This is a genomic window from Shewanella cyperi (assembly GCF_017354985.1).
Classification (GTDB): domain Bacteria; phylum Pseudomonadota; class Gammaproteobacteria; order Enterobacterales; family Shewanellaceae; genus Shewanella; species Shewanella cyperi.
In genome coordinates, this window is sequence record NZ_CP071501.1 from 1863298 (window position 1) to 1886550 (window position 23253).

The window sequence follows — 23253 nt, forward strand, 5'->3', positions numbered from 1 at the left end:
GTTAAGGGCCTTTTTTATTCATTATCAATAAGTTTGTTGATCAATAAATATCACAGCAATGCCAGCACGGCCTGGTGGTGGTCTTTGGTTTTGAACTTGTCCAGCAAGGTGTGAATCGAGCCGTCTGGGTTGATTAAAAAGCTCAGGCGGTGAATACCGTCGTAAACCTTGCCCATGAATTTCTTCTCACCCCAGACGCCGAAGGCATCGGCAACCGCATGGTCTTCATCGCTGAGCAGGTGAAAGTTAAGTTCATGCTTTTGCTCAAACTTAGCGAGCTTGGCAACGGGATCTGGACTGATGCCAAGCACTGTCACGCCCTTGGCATCGAGTTCGGCCTTGCTGTCTCGCAGAGCACAGGCCTGCACTGTACAACCGGGCGTCAACGCCTTGGGGTAGAAGTACACCAGCACCGGGCCCTGTTTAAGGCACTGGGCCAGGGAAATGTTGACACCGGCCTGATTTTTAAGGGTGAATTCGGGTGCCTTGGCACCGGCTTGTAGTGGGGTCATACCAACTCCGTTTCTGTACCTGAGCGCAATTGTCAGGGGGCGGCTATGCCCTGCATCCGTTTGATGATGCACTCCAGCGACATCTCGGCCGCCAGTTCGTGCAGGCTTTTTTCCAGCTTATCCAGTTCCACTTTTTCGGGGATATTGATTGCCAGGAACACGTGCTGGATTTGCTCACCTGAGGCGGTTTCCTCGGCATGGGAACGCACCGCCGCCAGATCCAAGGAACGATCAGCCAGGAACTGGGTGATGCGCTTCATGGTGCCGCGCTGGTCCTTGCCGTTGAAATTGACTTCAATGCGGGAAATGTAATTTTGTGGCGTGTGCTTGGAAGTGCGCTTGACCACGGTCAACAGCTCCAGTTCCACCGACAGGCTTGGCAGGCTGGTTTCTATCTTGGTGATGGCAGCCCAGGAACCGGACAGCATCATGATCAAAGTGAATTCGTTGCCGAACAAGGCCATGCGGCTGTCCACTATGTCACAATCGCAATCGCTGGCGAGCCTTGCCAGCTTGCTGACTATACCGGGACGATCTGAACCCATGGCGGTAACGACCAGATAGTTGGTCATGTATCTTCCTCTTGTTGCATATCTTTCCAGGCGCAGACGCGGCGCGCCGGCAGCGGTTGCTGCGCGGGGCAATGCTACCACAACTAATTGTGTTTGAGATCCCCGTAAATGCTTGTCATAACCCATAGGCCTCAGTACCATAGCGAATCCTGAAATCTAGGGGAAGTCAGATGATAAACGGAAGCATCGTAGCCTTAATCACGCCCATGAACAGTGATGGCTCAGTGGATTTTGCCGGCCTTGAGCGCCTGGTGGAATTTCATATCGACAATGGTACAGACGCCATAGTGGCCGTGGGTACCACTGGCGAGTCGGCAACCTTGCCGATGAAAGAACATGTCAATGTGGTTGCCCAGACTGTGGCCTTTGCTGCCGGCCGCATCCCCGTCATCGCCGGCAACGGTGCCAATGCCACGGCCGAAGCGATTGAGTTGACCCGCTCGCTTGCCAAGACTGGTGTGGCTGCCATGTTGGGTGTGACCCCCTATTATAACAAGCCGACGCCCAAGGGCCTGATTGCCCACTACACGGCTGTGGCGGCGGCAACCGACATTCCGCAAATTCTGTACAATGTTCCCGGCCGTACCGCGGTTGATATGAAGCCCGAGACCATTGGCGAACTGAGTCAGATTGACAACATCATAGGCATCAAGGAAGCCACGGGCGATCTGTCCCGCGTGGGTATGTTGCGTCATCTGTGTGGCAAAGAGTTCAAACTTTACAGCGGTGATGATGCCACCGCCCGTGAATTTCTGCTGCTGGGCGGTGACGGGGTCATTTCCGTGGCCAACAACATAGTTCCGGCCCAGTTTAAAACCATGTGTACCCAGGCGCTGGCCGGCGAACGTGAGGGTTCTTTTGCCACCGATCTGCCCCTGCGCGGTCTATACAGCACCTTGTTCATGGAAGCCAATCCGATCCCGGTAAAATGGGCCGCCCATCGTATGGGATTGATCAGTAATGGTCACATTCGTCTGCCTTTGACTGAACTTTCTGAGTCTTGTCATGGTCTGTTGCTTGAAGCAATGCAAACTGCCGGCTTAGAGGTTTAATTCTTAATGCTTAAAAAAGTTACCCCCTTAATCATGATTGCTGCGGTCAGCGCGTGCAGCAGCCAGATGGAACGTCGTCAAACCAATGATGACGACACTTACCTGCAGGCCGCCACTGGCGAAGCCCTGCAGATCCCGGATGGTCTGCAACAGCCCAGGTACAGTCATGAATATGATTTGCCCCAGCTGGGCAACAAGGCCAACCCTGAACTGGTTGGCCGCAGTCTGGACATCAGGCCACCACTGCAGGTGCTGCCGATGGCCGAAGGTACCCGTTTGGAAGAGGGCAGCGACAACATCAAGATTGTGGTGGAGTCCATCAACAACGATGTGGATCTGAAGCAGGAAATCTTTGCAACGCTCAAGGGTTTCCTGGCACAGCAACAGATTGGCATCCAGGCCGAGGATTACGGCAAGGGCGTACTGGAAACCGATTGGATTGAAAGCAGTGAAGTGCTGGATTCCAGTTTCTGGGGCAGTGACGAGGTCTACAGCCTCAGGCAGAGATACCAGTATCTGGTGGAAGTCCGTCCCCACGGTCGCAGCGGCAATATAGTGATCAACCTGCTGGAGCATGAAGAGTCCTACCAGGGTGATAATCGCGATGTGGTGCTCAGTGGCGAAGACAAACGCCGCTATACCATAGATATGCTGAACCGCTCCATTGCCTACATGAGTATCAAGCGTGAACAGGCGTTGGAAACCAAGCGCCGTCAGGAAAGCATGGGCATTGAGATGACCTTGCAGGACACTGAAACCGAGCCTGCTTACTGGTTGGCCAACGCTCAGTTCAAGCAGGTTTGGAACCGTCTGCGCCTGGTTCTGCCCGAGTTGGGGCTGGAAATTGCGGAAATGGATTCCAGCAAAGGCTTGCTCTACGTGAACTATGCCGATGATTCAGGTTTCTGGAGCTCCCTGTGGGGCGATACCAAGCTGCCACTTGAGAAAGGGGTCTATCGCGTATTGGTCAAGGACGCCGGCGAGCAAACCAAGCTGTGGATGCACGACAGCGAAGATAAGCCTCTCAGTGATGAGCAGATGACTGAAATCTACAAGGTGCTTTCCGAGCAGATGCAGGAAGAGCGTAACCGCCGCCGTTAATGCGGACGAAAGGCTTACAGAAAAACGGCGCCAAGGCGCCGTTTTTTATTGCCTGAATTTTAATGTGAACCGCCATGCAATGGCTGACTGTCAAGCTACTTCGTAATTTGTAAGTAAAAGTAAAACCTAATTAAAACGTATTGAAGCCCGATTACACCCAGGTAAACTAAGCTCTCGCCCATTTTTTCTGGCGCGGTTTGCATTACACATCTTTTTTGCCTGACGTTTTTGGAATTCTGATGAAAAAAATAATCACAGTACTGGTACTGGGAGGACTGGCCTGGGCCGGTTTCCAGTATTTACAACAGAATAAAGGGCCCGAGGCCAAGCGCGCCCGGATTGTACCCAACGTGGTGGTGGCCACCGCGGCCATGCAGGCAGTAAGGGATGAGGTGGAAGCGCTGGGCACAACGCTTGCCAACGAATCGGTCAATATTACCGCCAAGGTGACCGAAGTGGTGGCCTCGGTAAATTTTAACGATGGCGATCTGGTTGCCAAAGGTGAACTGCTGGTGCAGCTGCAGGATGCTGAGCAGCGGGCCAAGGTCACAGTGGCCAAGGTCAAGGTCAGCGATCATCAGCGGGAACTGAAACGCATCAGTACCCTGGTCACCAATCAGACAGTGGCCGAAACCGAACGTGACAGGTTGCAAACCGCCATAGATACCGCCAAGGCCGAACTGGAGCAGGCCGAATCGGCGCTGCGGGACAGGCGCATAGTGGCGCCCTTTACCGGCAGACTCGGCCTCAGACAAATCAGCAATGGCGCACTGCTGACGCCGGGTACCAGCATTACCACATTGGATGACATCTCCAGCGTCAAACTGGACTTTTCAGTGCCGGAGCGTTTTTTGACCGACCTTATCCCCGGCAAAGATGTCGAGGCCAGTGCCGTGGCTTACCCGGGGGAGTTGTTTATCGGTAAGGTGCTGTCGGTGGACAGCCGGGTCAACCCTGCTACCCGCGCCGTAACAGTGCGGGCCGAAATTCCCAATCCCCAGGCCAAGTTGTTGCCCGGGATGCTGATGAAGGTCAAGCTCATCAAGCAAAGCCGTGAAGCTCTGTTGGTGCCGGAGTCGGCGATTATCCCCATTCAGAAGAAGCATTTTGTGTATCTGGTCAACGGTGATAACCGCGTCGAACAACGCCAGGTCACCGTGGGGCTGCGCAAACGCGGCTGGGTGGAGCTGACCGACGGCATAGAAATGGGGGAAAAGATCATTATCCGCGGCATTCTCAAGGTGCGTCCCGGTGATGAGGTTAAGCCCGAACAGGAAGAACATTTTGGCCGTCACTATGACGACAATGGGGAGACTGCCGCATGAGACTGACGGATCTGTCCGTTAAGCGGCCGGTATTTGCCTCGGTATTGAGTCTGCTGCTTATCGCCTTTGGCCTGGTGTCCTTTGACAAACTGCCACTGCGGGAATACCCCAATATAGACCCACCAGTGATCTCCATTTCCACCAGTTATCGCGGCGCCAGTGCCTCAGTGGTGGAGAGTCGCATTACCCAGTTGGTGGAAGACAGGGTCAGCGGCGTGGAAGGCATACGTCATATCAGCTCATCGAGCAGCGATGGCCGCTCTTCTGTGACCCTGGAATTCGACGTCGGTCGCGATATTGAGGCCGCCGCCAACGATGTGCGCGACCGTATTTCCGGCATGCTGAACAACCTGCCGGAGGAAGCGGATCCACCGGAGGTACAAAAGGCCAACGGTGGTGACGAGGTCATCATGTGGCTCAATCTGGTGTCGGATCAGATGACCACACTGGAGCTGACCGACTATGCCAACCGCTACCTGGTGGACCGATTCTCGGCCCTGGATGGCGTCGCCATGATGCGTATCGGTGGCGGCAAGGTCTATTCGATGCGAATTTGGGTCGACAGGCAAGCGCTGGCGGCCCGGCATCTGACCGTGGGTGACATAGAAGCCAAGCTGCGTTCCGAGAACGTGGAACTGCCAGCGGGCTCCATCGAATCCAAGGAACGTCACTTTACTGTGCGCCTGGAGCGCAGTTTCCGCACCGCCGAGGATTTTGCCAACCTGGTGCTGGCCGAAGGGGATGACGGTTACCTGGTGAAACTGGGGGACGTGGCCCGGGTCGAAATCGGCTCGGAAGAAGACAGGATCATGTTCCGTGGTAACCGCGAGGCCATGATAGGCCTGGGGGTCACCAAGCAGTCCACAGCCAACACCCTGGAAGTGGCCCGCGGTGCCAACGCCTTGGTGGACAAGATCAATCCGACCCTGCCGGCCGGCATGTCCATCAAACGATCCTATGACAGCTCGGTATTTATCGAGGCCTCTATCGCCGAGGTGTACCAGACACTGTTTATCGCCATGGTGCTGGTGGTTATAGTGATTTACCTGTTCCTTGGCAGCGTGCGTGCCATGTTGATCCCGGCGGTGACAGTGCCCGTGTCGCTGCTGGGCACCTTTATCGTGCTCTATGCCCTGGGTTATACCATTAACCTCTTGACCCTGCTGGCGATGATCCTTGCCATCGGCATGGTGGTGGATGACGCCATTGTGATGCTGGAGAACATCCACCGTCGGATAGAGGAAGGGGAATCGCCGCTGGTGGCCGCCTTCCTTGGTGCCCGCGAGGTGGCCTTTGCCGTTATCGCCACCACGGCGGTATTGGTGGCGGTATTCATGCCCATTACTTTCCTGGAAGGGGACCTGGGCAAGCTGTTTAAGGAATTTGCCGTCACCATGAGTGCGGCGGTGATCTTCTCCAGCGTGCTGGCGCTGTCACTCAGCCCCATGATGTGTTCCAAACTGCTTAAACCTGCGGCCCAGGATACCTGGCTGGTGCGCAAGGTGGATGCCGGTATGGACAGCTTGCAGGCTTTTTATCGCCGGGTATTGCTGCGCACCATAGGCCATCCTGTGCTGGTCAGCATAGGGGTGCTGGCGGCACTTGGCGCCAGTGTGGCCCTGGTGAAGCAGGTGCCACAGGAGTTTGCTCCCCAGGAAGACAGGGGTTCCATGTTCCTCATGGTCAACGGTCCCCAGGGCGCCAGCTTTGAGTACATAGAATCTTACATGAATGAAGTGGAAGCCAGGTTGATGCCCCTGGTGGACAGTGGCGAAATCAAGCGTCTGCTGATCCGTGCTCCTCGTGGCTTCGGTCGAAGTGCCGATTTCTCCAACGGCATGGCCATCATAGTGCTTGAAGATTGGGGCAAGCGCCGCAGTGCCTTTGAGATCATCAATGATATCCGTGGCCGTCTGGGGGATCTGGCAGGTGTGCGGGCCTTTCCCATCATGCGCCAGGCCTTTGGTCGCGGCATTGGCAAGCCGGTGCAGTTCGTGCTCGGTGGTCCAAGTTACGAAGAGTTGGCCCGCTGGCGGGACATCATTTTGGAAAAGGCCGCCGAGAATCCCAAACTGCTGGCGCTGGATCATGATTATCAGGAAACCAAGCCGCAACTGCGGGTGGTGATAGACAGGGACAGGGCCGCGGACCTCGGGGTCTCTATCGCTCATATAGGACGCACCCTGGAGTCCATGTTGGGCTCGCGCCTGGTTACCAACTTTATGCGTGACGGTGAGGAATACGATGTCATCATCGAAGGCGAGCGGGATAACCAGAACACGGCCCGGGATTTGACCAATATCTATGTGCGTTCCGATCGCAGTAAGGAATTGATCCCACTGTCCAACCTGGTATCAGTGGAAGAGTTTGCCGATGCCTCCAGTCTGAACCGCTATAACCGTCTGCGCTCCATTACCATTGAAGCCAGTCTGGCAGACGGTTACAGCCTGGGTGAGGCCTTGGATTACCTCAATACCCTGGCACGCACCTATTTGCCGGCGGAAGCCAACATCAGTTACAAGGGCCAGTCCCAGGATTATCAGGAATCCGGCGGCTCCATGTATTTTGTATTTATGTTGGCACTGGGGGTGGTGTTCCTGGTATTGGCAGCCCAGTTTGAAAGCTACATTCACCCCATGGTGATCATGCTGACTGTGCCGCTGGCTACCCTGGGAGCCCTTATTGGCCTGTATTTGACCGGCCAAAGCCTAAATATTTACAGCCAGATAGGTATCATCATGCTGGTGGGGCTGGCGACGAAAAACGGCATCCTTATCGTGGAATTCGCCAACCAGTTGAGGGACAGGGGAGAAGCGTTCCAGGAAGCGCTGTTGAAGGCCTCCTGCCAACGACTGCGGCCCATTCTGATGACGGGGATCACCACGGCCGCCGGTGCCGTACCCTTGGTGATGGCCCAGGGCGCCGGTGCCGAGACCCGCTTTGTGATAGGCGTGGTGGTGCTGTCGGGAATAATGCTGGCAACCCTCTTTACCCTGGTGGTGGTGCCTGTTGCTTACGCCTTGCTGGCCAAACATTCAGGTTCACCGGATCAGGTGGCCCAGCAGCTCGAGCGCGAGTTGGCCGAAAGGCAGCAGTAACCTTTAACAGGAGCGCCGCAGGGCGCTCTTGTTTTTTATGGAAAGATCCAGGAGCCATAGTGGACTATTCTGGATTATTAATCGTTGGATCAAGGGGATCGGATATGGATGTCATGGAACCGGAAGTGGTGCAGGCCATCAAGAGTGGTCGTAAGATAGAAGCCATCAAACGATTGCGGGAACTCAGGGGCATAGGGCTCAAGGAAGCCAAGCAGCAAGTGGAACGCTACGCCAGGGAAAACCATATTGAGATCCCCACGGACAGCAACGGCTCCATGGTGTTCTTGCTGTTGGTTATCCTGGTGTTGCTGGGCTATTTTGCCTTTCGCTATTTAAGCTGATGTTTGGATTAACAAAGAATGCACTATTTACTGATGTACGATGTCATAGATGATTACGTGGCCAGGCGCGCCGAATTTCGCGCCCTGCATCTGGCCCATGCCAAGGCAGCCGAAGCCCGTGGCGAGCTGCTGCTGGCAGGTGCCTTGGCCGAACCTGTGGATGGCGCTGTGCTGCTGTTTGAGGCTGACAGCCCCGAGGTGGCGGAGCGTTTTGCCAGGGCCGATCCCTATGTGATAAACGGCCTTATTACCCGTTGGCAGGTGCGGCCATGGACCACCGTAGTGGGAAGTCTGCTCAACCAGGAATGAATCAAAAAAAAAAGCGCCTGCGGGCGCTTTTTTCATGCTGTCCTGGCATCAGGCCGGTTCCAACTCGGCGAGAATGCAGTCCTGCAGATAGCTGGCAAAATCGTGGCCGTGGTGGGCCAGCATCTTGGGGAACATGGAGATTGGGGTCAGTCCCGGGAAGGTATTGATCTCGTTCAGCAGGATTTCGTCGTCTTCGGTGAGGAAGAAGTCGATACGCGACAGGTGACGCAGCTTCAGCCCCTTGAAGGCACGGATGGCGTAATCGCGCATGGCAGCAATGATGTCTTCGCTGACATTGCCGGCTTCCACATGGGTCACTGCCTGGCTCTTGGCATCGTATTTCTCTTCAAAGCTGTAGAAGGTATTGGCGGCGCAGACGATTTCCCCGGGGCGGGTCGCAATAACTTCACCCTGGTATTCGTAGACGGCGATTTCGAGCTCCCTTGCCTTGATGGTCTTCTCCACCACCACGTAGGGAGCGTATTCGAACGCCTTGGCCAGCAAGGGTGCTATGTCGGCCTTGTTATTGGCCGGGAAGCAGCCAACGGACGAGCCCTGACTGGCGGCCTTGATAAAGACGCTGCCCCAGTCATCGAAGGCGGCTTCAACCCTTGCCACGGCATCTGGGTTGTATTCCCCGAGGAACAGGTAAGGCGTATTGGGGATCCCAAGGGCGCTGAACCACATCTTGGCGGTGATCTTGTTGAAACAGTTGCTGCTGGCTTCTGAGGTGCAGCCGAAATAGGGCAGGTTGATAAGGTTGAACCAGGATTGAATATCGCCGGTCTCACCCGGGTAGCCGTGAATGCAAGGGATAACATAGTCCACCGGCCAGGGGGCCTGCTTGTCGTCCGCAAAACGAATTTCCCGTTTATTGGTCAGCTCCACATAGCTGCCGTTCTTGGTGCGGTACAGACCCTCGGCGGTCAATTCCAGCCACAGGGTGTTGAATCTGTCCAGCTTGGCCAGACAGGTCTCGAAATAGCCCGCCGACAGCAAAGAGATGGCGTGCTCGCTGCCACCACCGCCGCAGAGCAGCACCAGGTTGTATTTAGTCATTGTCACTCCGTGATGAATTGGGGCGGGGCCAGGATGCAATGGGCCATCCGCGCCAAGCAGTGTAATGAGGGGCGGCCAACCTCGCAAGGGGGACCGCTATTTGTCTCATCTTTGCCATTGTTTTAGCTGCCCCACAACCTGGCGGCCAGGCCGGATGCGCGGCGGGTGGGCCGAGCCACGGCGGCAGCAAACAGGGCTTCAGTGCCAAGGCAGCAGAAGGCATCCTTGGCACGGGTAATGGCGGTGTACACCAGTTCCCTGCTGATGAGTTGCTGCTGGCCCGGGGACGGATCCGGCGGCAGCACCAGAGCCACCTGTTCAAATTCGCTGCCCTGACTCTTGTGTACCGTCATGGCGAAACAGCTTTCGTGGCTTGGCAATCTCGCCGGCAGCACCTTGAGCAGGCTGCCGTCGCTTTGCACGAAACAAGCCAGCAGGCGCTTGTCCGGTCCCTGAGGCAGAATAATGCCTATGTCGCCGTTAAACAGGCCCAGGCCATAGTCGTTGCTGCCAATGATGATGGGGCGTCCGGCGTAAAATTCCTGGTTGGGTACTATCAGCCGTTCCCGGGCCAGACGGGCGGTCAGCAGGCGGTTGATGCCTTCAACGCCGAAGTCACCGGCACGCATGGCGCACAGCACCCGGAAGCGGTTGTACTGGGCTATGATGGCGTCGGCGCTTTCGCCCCGAACCATGGCTTCGAGATAGTCGCGGTATCGGGACACCGCCAGTTGCAACAGCTGCTCCAACCCCTTGCCGGCGTCGTGGCCAAGCCAGCTCAGCTCCCGATACCCCTGTTGCCATATCTGGGTGACCGCCTGATTGTCACCCTCGTTGACGGCCTTGGCCAAACGACCTATGCCGGCATCGCCGCTGAATCTGTGGCTGTGCCACAATCGGCACAGGTTATCGCCAAGCCTGGCGTTTTCCGTGGGGCTGAACGGGTATCCGGTCAGCTGCGCCAGTATGGCTGCTTGCTCGCGGCTCACCCTCGACCCTTGGCTGATACCCTGGCAGATATCTGCCAGCACGGCGCCGGCTTCCACCGAGGCCAGCTGGTCCTGATCGCCCAGTAAAATCAGCCGAGCCTTGGGCGGCAGGGCATCCAGCAGGCGGTGCATCATGGGCAGATCCACCATGGAGGCTTCGTCTATCAGCAGCAGATCCAGCTCCAGTGGATTGTCGCCATGGTGGCGGAATTTGTGCGAACCCGGAATTACCCCCAGCAGGCGGTGCAAGGTGGCGGCGTCCTCCGGCAGGGCGGCCACCTGCTCCGGGCTGATGACGGCGGGATCCAGACTGCTGCCCAGACGCTGCTTGGAGGCCTTTATGGACTCACTCAAACGCGCTGCCGCCTTGCCTGTGGGGGCCACCATGCGGATCCTTAATTCGGGTTCAACCGCCAGCAATAACAGCAAAAGTTTGGTCACTGTGGTGGTCTTGCCCGTACCCGGTCCGCCGGTGATGACAGTGAGTTTCTGGCGACAGGCGGTGGCGACGGCAATTTTTTGCCAATCCGGCGCAGTGTTGTTGTCAGCACGATCGGCAGTGGTGCCGGGAAACAGGGCTCCGAGCAGTTGCGCCGTCTGCTCTGAGAGCGGCTGCTGCTCACGACTGAGGCTCAGCAGGGTGTCAGCCACACTCACTTCATAGCTGTGGTAACGCTTGAGATAGAGCCTGTCACCGTCCAGCACCAAGGGTTTGGTGATCTTGTCCCCGGGGGCCGCCACCATGGGCAGTGCGGTAATGGCCTGAAGCAGTCCGGGCAAGTCGGTGTTGATGGATACCGAGGGATGGCGCTCGCCGAGGGGATTTTGCAAGTCGAGATCCGATAACAGCAGGCAGCTGTTTTGGGCACTGAGATTGCGGCTCACCAGGGCGCAGCACAGTAAACCCAGCGGGGAATCATCCCCATGCAGCCGTGTCAGTTCCAGGGCAAAGTGCCGATTGAGCGGCTCCAGCAGTCCCTGTTGCTGCCAAACTTTGAGCTGCTGCGCCATGGGGATAGGGCAAGTGAGGATCATCCTGGCTCTCCTGTGAACATCTTATCCAACTCCTCGATCAGTGCCTTGGGTGGCCTGTCGTAAAAGATGCCCTTGCCGGGCTCGGTGGCATCCATACCGCGCAGGAACAGATAATACACACCGCCGAAATCCTGCTCATAGTCATAGTCCGGCAGCCGCTGGCGAAGGAAGCGATGCAGGGCCAGGCTGTACAGCAGGTATTGAAGATCGTAATGGTGATCGCGAATGGCACTGGCCATCGCCTGTCTGTCGTAGCAGGAAAAATCATGACCAAGATGGTTCGATTTGTAATCGGCCACATAGAAGCGGCCCCCATGGCAGAACACCAGATCGATAAAGCCTTTAAGCATGCCGCACAAGGTGTCAAAACCGTATTGGCTGCCATAGCCGTAGCGGCCAAGCAGGGCCGACAGTTTATCGGGATTGAGCCCCATGACCGGCAGGTAAAATTCCATTTCCACCAGTTTGTCGGCTGCGGTCAAACGTGACAGGGTCAATTGCCCGCCATCGAGCGGTGCTTGCAGCAGTGACAGGTACCAGTCTTTGAGCATATCGAACCAGTGTTCGGCGATGCCGTATTGGGCCATGGCCTTGGTCAGCGCGGTTTCCAGCTCGGCATCGGCGCGGGTGAAGTCGAACAGCTCCAATACCAGGTGCATAAAACTGCCGGCATTGGCGCCGCGATCAAAACCAAAGCGGTCAAGGCTGGTCTCGGTGGTCCGGGGGGATGGCAGGGATTCGAGCACATCATAGTGCTCATCGGCGGCCCCCGGCTTGCTGCCATGGCTGCTGTCCTTGACCAGGGCTGAGTAGCTGCCGACGCGCCAGCGCACTGCGTCTCTGGCACGGGGCTTTCGCAGCATCAGCTCGCTGCCCTGGTGCTCGGTCGTTGGCAGCACTCGGTTGTCTGATCCGGCTGCGACCCATTCCAGCGCCATGATATCGCCGGCAAGCGCCCTGGCCTTTGCCGCCAACAGTTGACTGTCGCAGTCCTCATTGTCTACGCCGAGGCAATAGCCGATGGCGGTCTGATGCAGATGGCTTTTAAGGCCGGCCTTCAACATGCGACTGTGGTTGGCTATGTAAAGGTAACAGCGGTACACGGGGCGGGTCAGGGCAACGTACAGCAGGCGCAGATCTTCGGCCAACTGTTCCTGCTTCCAGCGCTCAAAGGCCTCATCGCTGCCGCCTAGATCCCAACACAGGCCCTTGTCTGAGTGATACAGCAAGGGGGTGGGCTTGCGGCTTTGATCCCGTGCCAGGCTGATAAAGGGGATAAAGCAGACGCCGTACTCCAGGCCCTTGCTCTTGTGTATGGTGACTATCTGCACCAGATTTTGTTCGCTTTCCAGTCGCAGCTGCTGCTCTTCGCCGCCGCTGGCCTGGCACAGTTCCTGTTCGTACCAGTGCAGCAGGGCCGCCATACCGTCCAGCTCGCTGGCTTTCTGTTGCAGCAATTCCGACAGATGGCGTATATCCGTCAGCCGTCGCTCGGCGTTTTCATGGCCCTTGAGACGTTCCAGCAAGCCGGTTTCCGTGGCCAGTTGCATCAGTGCCGGCATCACCCCCTGGCGTTGCCACAGCAGGTGCAGATTGGCAAATTGCTCCAGCAGCGCAGCCCTTTTGTCTTCATCGACGTTGAAGCCATGAATATCGCTGGCGCGGCCGCCCCAAAGCTCGGTTGCCATGGCCGCGCGGATAGCCTGCTCATCCCTGGGCTTTGCCAGCGCCAACAGCACCAGCGCCAGCTCCCTGGCCTCCAGGGTATCGAACACGCTGTCGCGGCTGAGGAATACGGCGCCTATGCGCCTTTTGGCGAGGGCATCGCGCATCTCGGCGGCCTCGTTCCTGTCCCTGACCAGCACGGCGATATCCCGCGCCAACAGTGGTTTTTCCTTGGACTCTTTGACTATCTGTGCCTCACCGTCTGCAGCCAGGGTCAGCAGGCGGCAGATCTCGGAGGCGGCATCTTCGGCAAGCCTCGCCCTGGCATCTGTCTTGTTAAGACCCGTGACAGGATCCTCTGCCAGCAGGCGTAGCTGCAGTCCCGGCGCTGTGCAGCCGCCAACCTTGAGGCTTTTGTCCTCGCCGCGGGCCTGGCTGTCAACGGCGTCAAAGGGAATGGCGGCATCGATAAAGGCATCTTCCCGGGCCTGGAACAGTCGATTGACCCCAGCCACCATGGATTCGGCGGAGCGGTAGTTGGTGCCCAGATGATATTGGGCCGTGGTGGTTGCACGGGCCTTGAGGTAAGTGTGTATATCACCGCCACGGAAGGCGTAAATGGCCTGTTTGGGATCGCCAATCATCAACAAACGGCCTTCGGGATAGATGGTGCCGAAAATGGCGAACTGCAGCGGATCCGTATCCTGGAATTCATCGATAAGGGCAATGGGGAAACGGCGCCTGAGCACGGATGCCAGGGTCTTGTCTTCACCTTCGAGGGCGCCTGCCAGGGTCAGCAGCAGATCGTCCGGGCTCAGCAGTTGCTGTTGGCGCTTAAGGGCGTGGAAACGCTGACGGATTTCCTCCCGGGCCGTCACCAGAAAGGCCGGCAGCAATTGCTCTGCTGTGTGTGCCAAAGCCTCAATCTGCGCCAGCAGTGGTGCTTGCTGGGGCGAGGGCAGGCTGCCGCCCTTGTTGAGCTTGATGTTGCCAAGGGCCAGCGCCGAAAGCACCTTGGCCGGAGGCAGGCCGCTGCCAAACCGGCACCAGTTATCCATATCCAAAAACATGTCGGCCAGCTTGGGATAGCCGTCGGCCTGTTTGCCATAGCTGGTGCCATTGAGCGGCAGTTTGGTTAACAGCGCCAGGGTGGCATCCCTGTCCCTTGGCCAGGACAGGCGCATACGGGCCAATCCCTGGCTGAGATCTTGGGCGGCCTGCTCAAAGGGGACCGGTGATTGCGCCGGGACCGCGTCCTGGGCGCCGAGCAAGGGTCTCAGGGCCGCCATCAGGGCATCCGGGCTTTCAAATTTTGCGCGGATTAAGGCCGCCAGTTCAGGGGCCATGCCATAGCAATGGGCTCGCCAGAAGTCGCGCACCGCCCGTTGCAGATATTCACTGTCATCCAGGGTGAACTCGGACTCAAACAGCAGCGCAGATTCAAAGGCCATATCCGCCAGCACCCGCTGGCAAAAGCCGTGAATGGTATAGATGGCCGCCTCGTCGAGTCCCTTGAGTGCGGCGTCGAGGCGCCTGAGCGCCATGGGTCTGTCTTGCCCGGCAACCCCGTCTAGCAGCGCCTCAATAAAGCCATCCTTGATGCGAAGGCCCAGAAACGCCCGGAAGGCCTGCTGAATGCGGCGACGGATCCTGTCCCTGAGTTCACTGGTGGCGGCATTGGTAAAGGTCACCACCAGAATCTCATCCACCTTCAGCGGGGTTTCGCTGGCCCCTTGCTCCCCCAGTCCCAGCAACAACCGCAGGTACAGGTTGGCTATGGTGTAGGTCTTGCCGGTGCCGGCGCTGGCCTCAATAAGCCGGGTGCCGTGCAGTGGCAGGTTGAGGGCGTCCAGGGTTTGGCTGCTTGCGGCGCTCATACTGTGGCTCCTGTGGTGGGTCCGACGCGGACGAAATCGCCCAGCGCGGCCAGCTTGTCCTTGTGGTACAGGGCCAGCAGCGGCGTGTAGACATCCAGCGCCAGTTGGCCGAAACCGGCTTCGCTGAAGTCATCGGGAAAGCGGAACAGGCGCCGGTTGTGGGGCTCGGTACCTTCACCGCGCTCTTCCCCCCCTTGCTCATCGAGCCAGATGGGGGCCACGGCCGCGAGCCGGGTCTCATGATCGCCCTCGGCCTGGGCGTATTCCAGGGAGCAGCCGGGGAAAAAGGCCAGAGGCACTGTCGCGGCATGGCGGTAATGGGCCACCAGACTATCCAGCAGCGTCAATGCCATTTCCGGCAGCAGCGGGCTTAGGCTGTGGAAATGCCCGGAATCCAACAGGAAGGAGGGGGCGCTTCTGCCGGCTGCACACAGACACAGGTGCCTTAAATACAACGCCAACAGATCTTTGGCCTTGGCGGTGCCGGGACGGAAATTGACCATGCCCTTGGGGTAGAGGCGGTCGATTCGGCCACTGAGTTTTTGACCCGAGGGCAAGTTGAGCTCCAGGGCCAGGGTATCCGGCTCGGCATCGGCGAACAAAAAGCGGCAGCGCTCGATGGCCGGGGCCACATCGCGGCTGAAATCCGTCAGCAGCAAACCATCAAAGGGCGCCATCGGCAATTGACCGGAGGCGCCGAGGCGCATGCCTAGATCTGCCAGCGCCTCGGGGGCCTGATCTTCATCCACGGTCAGTGCCGTGTCCATCAGCAGCAGCTGCAACTGGTAGCGTTCCAGGGCGTTAAGGGCAAAGGGCTCCTCGTCTTCCTGTTGCTCCAGATCCAGGCGCAGATCCAGCTTGAGGCGCCGCTGGCAATAGAAACGGCTGCTGTCACGGTAGAAACGTATGAGCGCGGCGAGCGGCAGGGCGTCGGCCCATTCATCGGCGTCCGCCGTGAGCTGGATGTCGACAAAGGGCAGCCTGTCCTTAGCCGTGGCCAAGGCCTGTGGATACCACTGGGGCGAAAAGCTGGGGGTCAGCGACTGGTCATCGGCCCGGTACAGGCGCTCATCAAAGGGCTGCAAGGGTTGACGCCACACCAGCATGCGCCAGAGTTCGGCACTGCAGCGGTCGGCAAAATCGCTGGCCATTTGGGCGTCATCGACTTCGGGCAGTGGCAGATGGGCCGGGCGCACGCTCAGTTCGCAGCAATCCAGCAGCTCCGACACCAGCATGGACGGCAGGCGTTCGCTGTTATCGCGCTCGCTGTGACCGATATAGCTGATGTAGCACTGGCGTCTGGCGGACAACAGCGCCTCGAGGAACAGGTATCTGTCATCCAGACGGCGGGAGCGGTCGCCCCGTCTGGGGCCAAGCTGGGCCATCAGATCGAATCCCACGGGATGCTGCACTCTGGGATACAGGCCATCGTTCATGCCGAGCAGGCACACCACCTGGAAGGGAATGGAGCGCATCGGCATCAGGGTACAGAAATTGACCGCACCGGAGAGGAATCTTTGTCCTACTCGTGACTGACCCAGCTCAGAGCGGAAGTACTGGGCCATGACCGCCAATGGCAGCTCCTGGTCAAAACCACTGCCGCTGAGGTTGTCCGAGAGCTTACCCAGGCATTCACGGATGAGCTGCAGATCGTCGCGGCTGTCGTCGCTGTCCTGGTACAGTTGCTCCAACAATCCGGCCAGCAGCGCAAGACGCTCTGGCGCCCTGGCTTGCTTGGCCATGGACAGGCGGAATTCGTCGAGCATCTCGATAAAGTCCAAAAGCTTACCGAGCGCCTGTGCCTGCTGGCCTTCTATGCCGGACATGGGCAGATTGCCCAGATACAGCTCGCTGTCATCGCCCAGTGCGTAGCCCAGGATAAGGCGGCGTACCCCGAAGGCCCATGAATGCTTGTCAAAGGCCGGCAGCGCCAGGCGCTCACGACTGGCACCGTCGCGCCCCCAGCGTACCCCGGCATCGCGCAACCATTGGCGAATTCGTGCCAGTTCATCCTCATCCAGACGCCACCTGGCCATCACCGCCGGCACTTCCAGCATCCCAAGAATATCCGACAGACCAAAACGGCTGTTATCCAGGTCCAGGGCGGTCAAAAAGCTGTTGACCAGGGGGGATTCTTCGCGGGCGCCCCTGTCGGCAATGGCGTAGGGAATGGCGTGATCGCCGCGGCGGGAGGAAAAGACCGCATCTATGTAGGGAGCGTAGGCGGCGACATCCGGCAGCATCACCACTATGTCCTTGGGCGTTAAGCCTTCATCGGTGGCTAAGAGTGCCAGCAAATGATCATGCAGGGTTTCCACTTCCCTGAGGGGACTGTGGCAACTGCGGATGCAAAGGGAGCTGTCATCCGGGCGCAAGGGCCGGCGTTTGGCGGCCTGCTGGTACAGGTGCAGATCCGGCCCCAGCGGTTCATCGTCCAGAATTTGCATCTCCAGAATGTCCTGTTGCAGCAGGTGCAACAGGCAATCCTGACCCGGTTCCACATAGAGGGCTTCATCCGTATCCAGGTGTTGCTCCGGCAAGCTGAGGATAAGATCGAGCAGCTCGCGGCCCATTTTGCCGTTGGCCGCCAACAGCGGGTTGCCCACCTCCAGACTGTCTTCCCAATGCTCGGGCAAGAGTTTGTTTTCGCCGTATTTCAGCGCCAGACGGGCCCGCTGACGCGGATCCACTATATCGCCCCAGTATTGGCGACAGGGACTGAGATTAAACATCAGCACATCTATGCGCCCGGCAAGGGCGTGCAGCACCTCCAATGTTTGGGGCGCCATTGAGGAGATGCCAAAGACAAACAGCCGCTTGGGCAGTCCGGCCAGGGAGGTATTGGGATCGGCGAGGGCCTCCAGCAGACTCTGATGCAGATTGGCCCTGTGCCAGCGACTTTGGCGCAGGTGCTTATTGTTGAAGGCCTGTAATTGGCGCCACAGCGCCGGTTGCCACAGGGCGCTTTGCGGCAGGGACTTGCCATCGGGCAACGGATTATCCTGGCCACTTTCCCAGGCCAGGATCCAGTCCGGGCGGTACACCAGATATTGGTCAAAGATGTCGGCGATGCGCCCCGCCAGTTGATACAGCTTGAGCGGCTGGCTTGTTTGCTCAGTGGCCTTATCCTGCGTATCCGCTGCGGCCAAATAGTGCCCGAGGGGTTGGTATAAACCCTGGGTGTCGGCATCCAACAACCCCGGCAGCAATTGCATCAGCTTCCAGGTCATGGCCTCCTTGGTGAAGGCGTTGTCCATGGGTACCCCGGGCAGCAGGGTATGGCACAGTGACCAAATGAAACTCGAAGGCAGGGGAAAGGCCAGCGCCGCCGCTATGCCATTGTGGGCCGCCAGTTCCAATCTGAGCCAGGTGGCCATACCCGGGCTTTGCACCAGGATCTGCTCTTCGCCAAGGGGGGGGCTGCCGGGGGCTGGGAAGCGCACCAGATCCGCAAGCCGCGAAGACAGCACTTCCATCTGGTTGGATTGAATGAGTCTGAACATAAGCCCCGGCCAGTGAGATAAAAAATTTGAAAAATCATTCTAAGTGACTGACTTAACGCATTCAACCGCCGCGCAAAGCCTGGCTCAGGAATTGAGCTGTGCGTTTCTGAGCAGCAGCCGCAGCCGCCGGGTGTCACGTTTGAGTTTGCGCAGTGATTGATGGTATCCCCGCGGCAGTGCCGGGCCGTATCTGAGCCTCAGGAACAACTGCTGCCAGGCTTTGAGATCGTCGGCCATCGACGGGAAGGCGCTGATGGCCCGATCGCAATAGTCACGCGGCCCTTCGCCCTGGCTCCGTTTCAGTCCCCGCTTAGCCAGGCTCTGCTCCAACGCAGTAAAGGCGGCCAGCAGAGGGTCTTTCTTCTTTGGCTGGCGCAGCAGTCCGGCCTGCCAGGCCACCAACAGCAAAATACCGCCCAGCCCTATCAATACCAGCAATGCCAGGCGGGCAATGGAAAAACCGCCCAGCAGGTTGGACAGCAATTGCCGCTGACGATCACCGTCAAAACCCAGTACCCACAGGCTCCAGTAGTAATCCAGGCTGGCCATCCTCAGCCTTAATTCATTGAGCCAGGGATACTGCTTCAGATTCAACGGACTCAGGGGAGAATTTTGCAGATAGGCCTCATCCGGGTTGAATGTGGCGTCAAAGCCATCAAGGATCCGTGACGGCGCTATCATGGCGGTGGGATCCAGCCGCTGCCAACCACGGCCCTCAAGCCAAACTTCAACCCAGGCATGGGCCATATACTGATAGACGCTGAGATAACCGCCGACACTGTTGAACTCACCGCCCTGATAGCCCGTGACCATGCGGGCAGGAATACCTGTAGCCCGGGCCAGAAACACCAATGCGGAGGCATAATGGGCGCAAAACCCGCGCCGGGTGTTGAACAGGAAATCATCTATCTGTTCTTCGCCCAGGGTGGGTGGAGTCAGGGTGTAAAAAAAGGCTTCCTTGTTGAACAGGTTCATCATGGCGTCAAGCCTGGCGTTTGGGGCCGGATACTGTTCCTGAAATTGCTGCGCCAATGCCAATGTGCGGGGATTGCTGTCTTGTGGCAGGGCAAGGTTACGCTGCTTCACCCCAAGACCCAAGCGCGGATCCATGGCGGCAGTGGCCACTGAACTGACTTGATAATGGAAGCGTCCCTCCAGGGAACGGTGGGCATAGAGGCTGAAGTCCGGCAGGTTGCTGACGCCCTGGGTTGGGGAATAGGCTACATCCAGGCCGAAAAGCCAATGCTCGCGGCTCGCCTCGGCAATGATCTCATAATCCAGGCTTGTGCCCTTGTTGGCTTCGCGAAGGGGCGGCAGGAAGGGGGCATCCTTTTGCAACTTTCTGGCTTCCGGTGCCAGGCGCCATTGGCGGCCATCGTAGTTTTCCAGTACCAGGGCTCGCCAGTAAAGCTGCGGGTTGGCCGGGATCTGGCCCTCAAAGGTTGCCCGGAACGCCAGGGCATCGGATTTGGTTAACTTGGCGATGTCGCCGGGATTGACTGTGTCGCTGAGGCCGGTTTGGCCGGTTTTTAACTGTGGTACCAGCCACAGGGGAGCGAGTCGGGGCAGTACCAGAAACAACAACAGTGCCAGCGGCAGGCTTTGCAGCAGCATTTTGAATGCCAGTGGTTCCCTGAGACTCAAGCGGTTGTGATACAAGGTCAGCAGCACCGAAGTGTTGACCCCGGTTAGCATTAGGATAAAGGCGGCATTCAGTATGCTTTGACTGTCAATGAAATTGAGCGCAATCAGAAAATAACCGGCAAGTACCACCACGCGGACATCGCGACGATTACGAATTTCTATAAATTTCAGTGAATAACCCAGCAACAGCAGATTAATCAGTGCATTGAGCAGGCCGATTTCTTTCGCGATAAGCCCCAGGGTTACAGCGGAGCCTATCCCCAGGGTGGTTACCAGGGCTCGGGGGGGCTTGGCGACCTTGCCAAGATAAATTCCCAGACGCCAGATAAAGCAAATGGCACAGATCCCCAGGCTCCAGGGGGTGGCATTATCTACCAGTGGCAGCAGCAAACCAATCTGGGCCACCAACAACCAACGCAGGCTGTGTCTGGCTATGACTTCCGTGCCCAGGGTTTTCATGGCCGCTCCGGATAAAGGGCTATGGTCAATTGGCAGCCGATCCTGTGTTGCTCTCCCAGAGCCGGCTCCAGCACTGTGTCACCCAGACGAAGGCCGAAAATTTGCTTGCTCCGGGTCAGTTCATCTACCTGCCAGGCCAACTGGGACAGGGCCGTTTCCAATGGCTCGTTGGCAGGAAGCGCCAGCCATTGGGGCAGGCCCTGGGGCTCGGCAAAATCCTTGCTTAACATGCCCCGTCCCTGGGCCAACTGTTTCCAGGCTACCCGTTGCAGTGACTCGCCCGGAACATAGCTGCGCAGCCCGGCAAACTCGTCCACGCCCGCCACGTGCTTTCCAAGGTCACTGCTGCTTGAGGCATCGCTGTCGGCACCCAGATGCACAGGAGCGGGCAGTGGCGAGGCAAACACCGGATGCGCTACGTCCATATCAAGCCAGGACCAGGTACGCAGCAGCCCCAGGGGATAGCGGGATTCCACCAGCAGTCGTCCGGGAAGCAGCAGGCCGCGCTTGCGGGTTTTGACCGGCACCAATACTTTTTGGGGCTCTTTGCCGCAATCGCACACCACCACCTCATTGCCGGGATAGCTCAGGTTGACGGCCATGGCACCATGGGACGACGTCAGCTCCATGGGCAGGGCCAGGGTTTCGCCGGCATAGATGTGTGGCGGTGGTAATCGGCTCAGGTTAAGCCCGGCAAGATTGCGAAAGCTGTAGATAATGCAGCTTAAAAACAGGCTCAACAGCACCAGGGCCAGGCCAATCACCAGATTGTTTTGATAGTTGGTACCAAACAGGTAAAGCAGCAATACCAAGCCCAACCAGGCGAAGCCGAAACCGCTGGGGAAGATAAAGATGCTTTTATGGGACAGCTCCTGACTGCTGGCCGGTGGCAGACGCCGGTCAAGGAATGCATCGAATCGGCGCCGTAAGCGCTCCGGTACGCTGAGTGCCATGGCTAGCCTATGGGATTAACCTGGGACAACAGGGTTTCGGCCAAGGTCTGGCCCTGCAATTGACTGCTGGCGCGGATCCTGTGTTGGGCTACAGCGACAAACACCGCCTGAACATCTTCGGGTACCAAATAATGGCGGCCATCGAGGAAGGCCCAGGCCTTGGCGGCCTGCAACAGCGCCTTGGTGGCCCTGGGTGACAGGCCATAACCTTCGCTGTGACTTCTCGATGCTGTTACCAGTGCCAAAATGTAGTTGAGCAGGGCATCGGAGGCACTGACCTCATCCACCGCCTGTTGCAGACTGACCAGGCTGCTGGGGCTGATGCACTGCACCAGTTTGTCCTGGGCTATCTGGGTTTGGCGCAACATGGCCATTTCTGCTTCCTTGGCGGGGTAACCGATGGAAATGCGCATCATGAATCTATCGAGTTGGGACTCCGGCAGCGGAAAGGTTCCCGATTGTTCGGTAGGGTTTTGGGTGGCTATCACGAAAAAGGGGCGGGGCAGGAAATGGGTGTTGCCATCCACTGTGATTTGACCTTCGGCCATGGCTTCAAGCAGGGCACTTTGGGTCTTGGGACTGGCGCGGTTAATTTCATCGGCCAACACCATTTGCCGGAAAACCGGGCCGGGATGAAAGACGAATTGATTTTCCTGTTTGTCGAAAATGGAGACCCCGAGAATGTCCGCCGGCAACATGTCGCTGGTGAACTGGATCCTCTGGTAGCTGAGCCCCAGGCTGATGGCCATGGCATGGGACAGGCTGGTTTTGCCCATGCCGGGAAGATCTTCGATAAGCAGATGGCCTCGGGCGAGAATGCAGGCAAGTGCCAGGCGAATTTGCTCTGCCTTGCCCAGCAGTACCTTGTTGAGTTGATCCTTGATGGCCTGAATTTCGAGATGTGCTGTACCGCTTTGCCGATCGGCCATAATAAACTCCTCCAGACTGGTCTTTCTATCCTCTGGCAAAATCGCTGCCGATGCAAACCCGGCCAAACAATTAATCCGGCTGGGCCTGGAAATTCAGCTCCAGCGGCGTATCCGGAATTTGCCTGATAAATCGCTCACGGAACAGGAATCCCTGCACCATATCGAGTCCCAATCTGCGCGCCAGAGTCAGCTGTTCCTGGGTTTCAATGCCTTCCAGTACTGTGTTTTTGCCGGTTTCCCTGGCAAAGCCCAGCAGATGCTCAAGTAATGTACGCTGACAGTCGTCCTGCAGCAGATCCAGCCAGTGACGATCGAACTTGATGCAATCAACCTGTGCCAGCAAAGGCAGACTGAGCAGGGCATGGGGCGCACCGGCGTCATCCAATGCCACTCTGATGCCGTGATGCTGAAGCCTGTGCGCCAACTCAGTGGCTATCACAGCGTCATTGATGCAGGTATTTTCAATCAGCTCTATGGTGATATTGCCGCGCTGTGCCAGCGCCTCGAACCAGTCATCATCCAGTCCCTGCAGGCTGTGGGGATCGATATTGAGAAACAGCTTGTCAGCATGGGGGGCGTGCCTGAGTTGGCAGGCTTTGGCGGCCAGCTCAACCCTGGCCAGTTGCGCAGGATTGTGGTGCAGCCGTTCAAACAGGCTGTTGGGGGCCACAGCCTGACCCTCAAGGGTTTGAAAACGCGCCAGCGCTTCATAGCCAAGGGTATCGCCGCTGATGGTATCCACCAGCGCCTGATATTCGCATCCCATCAATAGCCTGGTTTTCATCGCCGCATTCCAATTTTATCGTGTAAATGCTAATTATTCGCATTTA

Annotated in this window: 16 protein-coding genes; 6 read left to right on the forward strand and 10 right to left on the reverse strand. The window is 57.8% G+C overall.

The features are described from left to right. Positions 1-50 precede the first annotated feature (50 nt). A complete protein-coding gene (gene bcp / locus JYB84_RS08030) occupies positions 51-512 on the reverse strand; it encodes a thioredoxin-dependent thiol peroxidase (RefSeq protein ID WP_207322881.1) in 462 nt (153 codons plus the stop codon). Between the two features lie 32 nt (positions 513-544). Next, positions 545-1084, reverse strand: coding sequence for a glycine cleavage system protein R (locus JYB84_RS08035; protein WP_207322882.1), 540 nt, complete (start codon positions 1082-1084; stop codon positions 545-547). 170 nt (positions 1085-1254) lie between these two features. On the opposite strand from JYB84_RS08035, the gene dapA reads away from it, so the two are divergent. The 6 genes from dapA (at position 1255) to JYB84_RS08065 (ending at position 8310) form a co-directional block, all read left to right on the forward strand. Further along, on the forward strand, positions 1255-2136 hold the full coding sequence (gene dapA, locus JYB84_RS08040) for a 4-hydroxy-tetrahydrodipicolinate synthase (RefSeq protein WP_207322883.1): 882 nt from the start codon (positions 1255-1257) through the stop codon (positions 2134-2136). Between the two features lie 6 nt (positions 2137-2142). Further along, positions 2143-3237 (forward strand): outer membrane protein assembly factor BamC, encoded by a 1095-nt coding sequence (gene bamC, locus JYB84_RS08045; protein ID WP_207322884.1) that lies wholly within the window; start codon positions 2143-2145, stop codon positions 3235-3237. A 239-nt stretch (positions 3238-3476) separates the two neighbouring features. Beyond that, positions 3477-4562, forward strand: coding sequence for an efflux RND transporter periplasmic adaptor subunit (locus tag JYB84_RS08050; protein ID WP_207322885.1), 1086 nt, complete (start codon positions 3477-3479; stop codon positions 4560-4562). Beyond that, entirely contained in the window at positions 4559-7660 is a 3102-nt protein-coding gene (locus JYB84_RS08055; RefSeq protein ID WP_207322886.1) for an efflux RND transporter permease subunit, read from the forward strand. The genes JYB84_RS08050 and JYB84_RS08055 overlap by 4 nt, the downstream gene beginning before the upstream one ends. 104 nt (positions 7661-7764) lie before the next feature. Further along, the gene (locus tag JYB84_RS08060; RefSeq protein WP_207322887.1) at positions 7765-8001 is read left to right on the forward strand and encodes a ribosomal protein L7/L12; all 237 of its coding nucleotides are present in this window, start codon (positions 7765-7767) and stop codon (positions 7999-8001) included. A gap of 18 nt (positions 8002-8019) precedes the next feature. Continuing rightward, positions 8020-8310 (forward strand): YciI-like protein, encoded by a 291-nt coding sequence (locus tag JYB84_RS08065; RefSeq protein ID WP_207322888.1) that lies wholly within the window; start codon positions 8020-8022, stop codon positions 8308-8310. A 48-nt stretch (positions 8311-8358) separates the two neighbouring features. Here the strand turns inward: JYB84_RS08065 and JYB84_RS08070 are convergent, their stop codons facing one another. The 8 genes from JYB84_RS08070 to JYB84_RS08105 all read right to left on the reverse strand — a co-directional run bounded on the left by JYB84_RS08070 (position 8359) and on the right by JYB84_RS08105 (position 23207). Further along, positions 8359-9369, reverse strand: coding sequence for a D-alanine--D-alanine ligase (locus JYB84_RS08070; protein ID WP_207322889.1), 1011 nt, complete (start codon positions 9367-9369; stop codon positions 8359-8361). Between the two features lie 122 nt (positions 9370-9491). Further along, positions 9492-11393, reverse strand: a complete 1902-nt coding sequence (recD, locus tag JYB84_RS08075) for an exodeoxyribonuclease V subunit alpha (protein ID WP_207322890.1) — start codon at positions 11391-11393, stop codon at positions 9492-9494. After that, positions 11390-14935 (reverse strand): exodeoxyribonuclease V subunit beta, encoded by a 3546-nt coding sequence (gene recB / locus JYB84_RS08080; protein ID WP_207322891.1) that lies wholly within the window; start codon positions 14933-14935, stop codon positions 11390-11392. The genes recD and recB overlap by 4 nt, the downstream gene beginning before the upstream one ends. Then, positions 14932-18438, reverse strand: a complete 3507-nt coding sequence (gene recC / locus JYB84_RS08085) for an exodeoxyribonuclease V subunit gamma (protein WP_207322892.1) — start codon at positions 18436-18438, stop codon at positions 14932-14934. The genes recB and recC overlap by 4 nt, the downstream gene beginning before the upstream one ends. Positions 18439-18522: 84 nt before the next feature. Further along, positions 18523-20541, reverse strand: a complete 2019-nt coding sequence (locus JYB84_RS08090; protein ID WP_207322893.1) for a transglutaminase TgpA family protein — start codon at positions 20539-20541, stop codon at positions 18523-18525. Continuing rightward, on the reverse strand, positions 20538-21494 hold the full coding sequence (locus tag JYB84_RS08095) for a DUF58 domain-containing protein (protein ID WP_207322894.1): 957 nt from the start codon (positions 21492-21494) through the stop codon (positions 20538-20540). The genes JYB84_RS08090 and JYB84_RS08095 overlap by 4 nt, the downstream gene beginning before the upstream one ends. Before the next feature lie 2 nt (positions 21495-21496). Next, positions 21497-22423 (reverse strand): AAA family ATPase, encoded by a 927-nt coding sequence (locus JYB84_RS08100; protein ID WP_207322895.1) that lies wholly within the window; start codon positions 22421-22423, stop codon positions 21497-21499. A gap of 70 nt (positions 22424-22493) precedes the next feature. Further along, the gene (locus JYB84_RS08105; RefSeq protein ID WP_207322896.1) at positions 22494-23207 is read right to left on the reverse strand and encodes an EAL domain-containing protein; all 714 of its coding nucleotides are present in this window, start codon (positions 23205-23207) and stop codon (positions 22494-22496) included. Positions 23208-23253 lie beyond the last annotated feature (46 nt).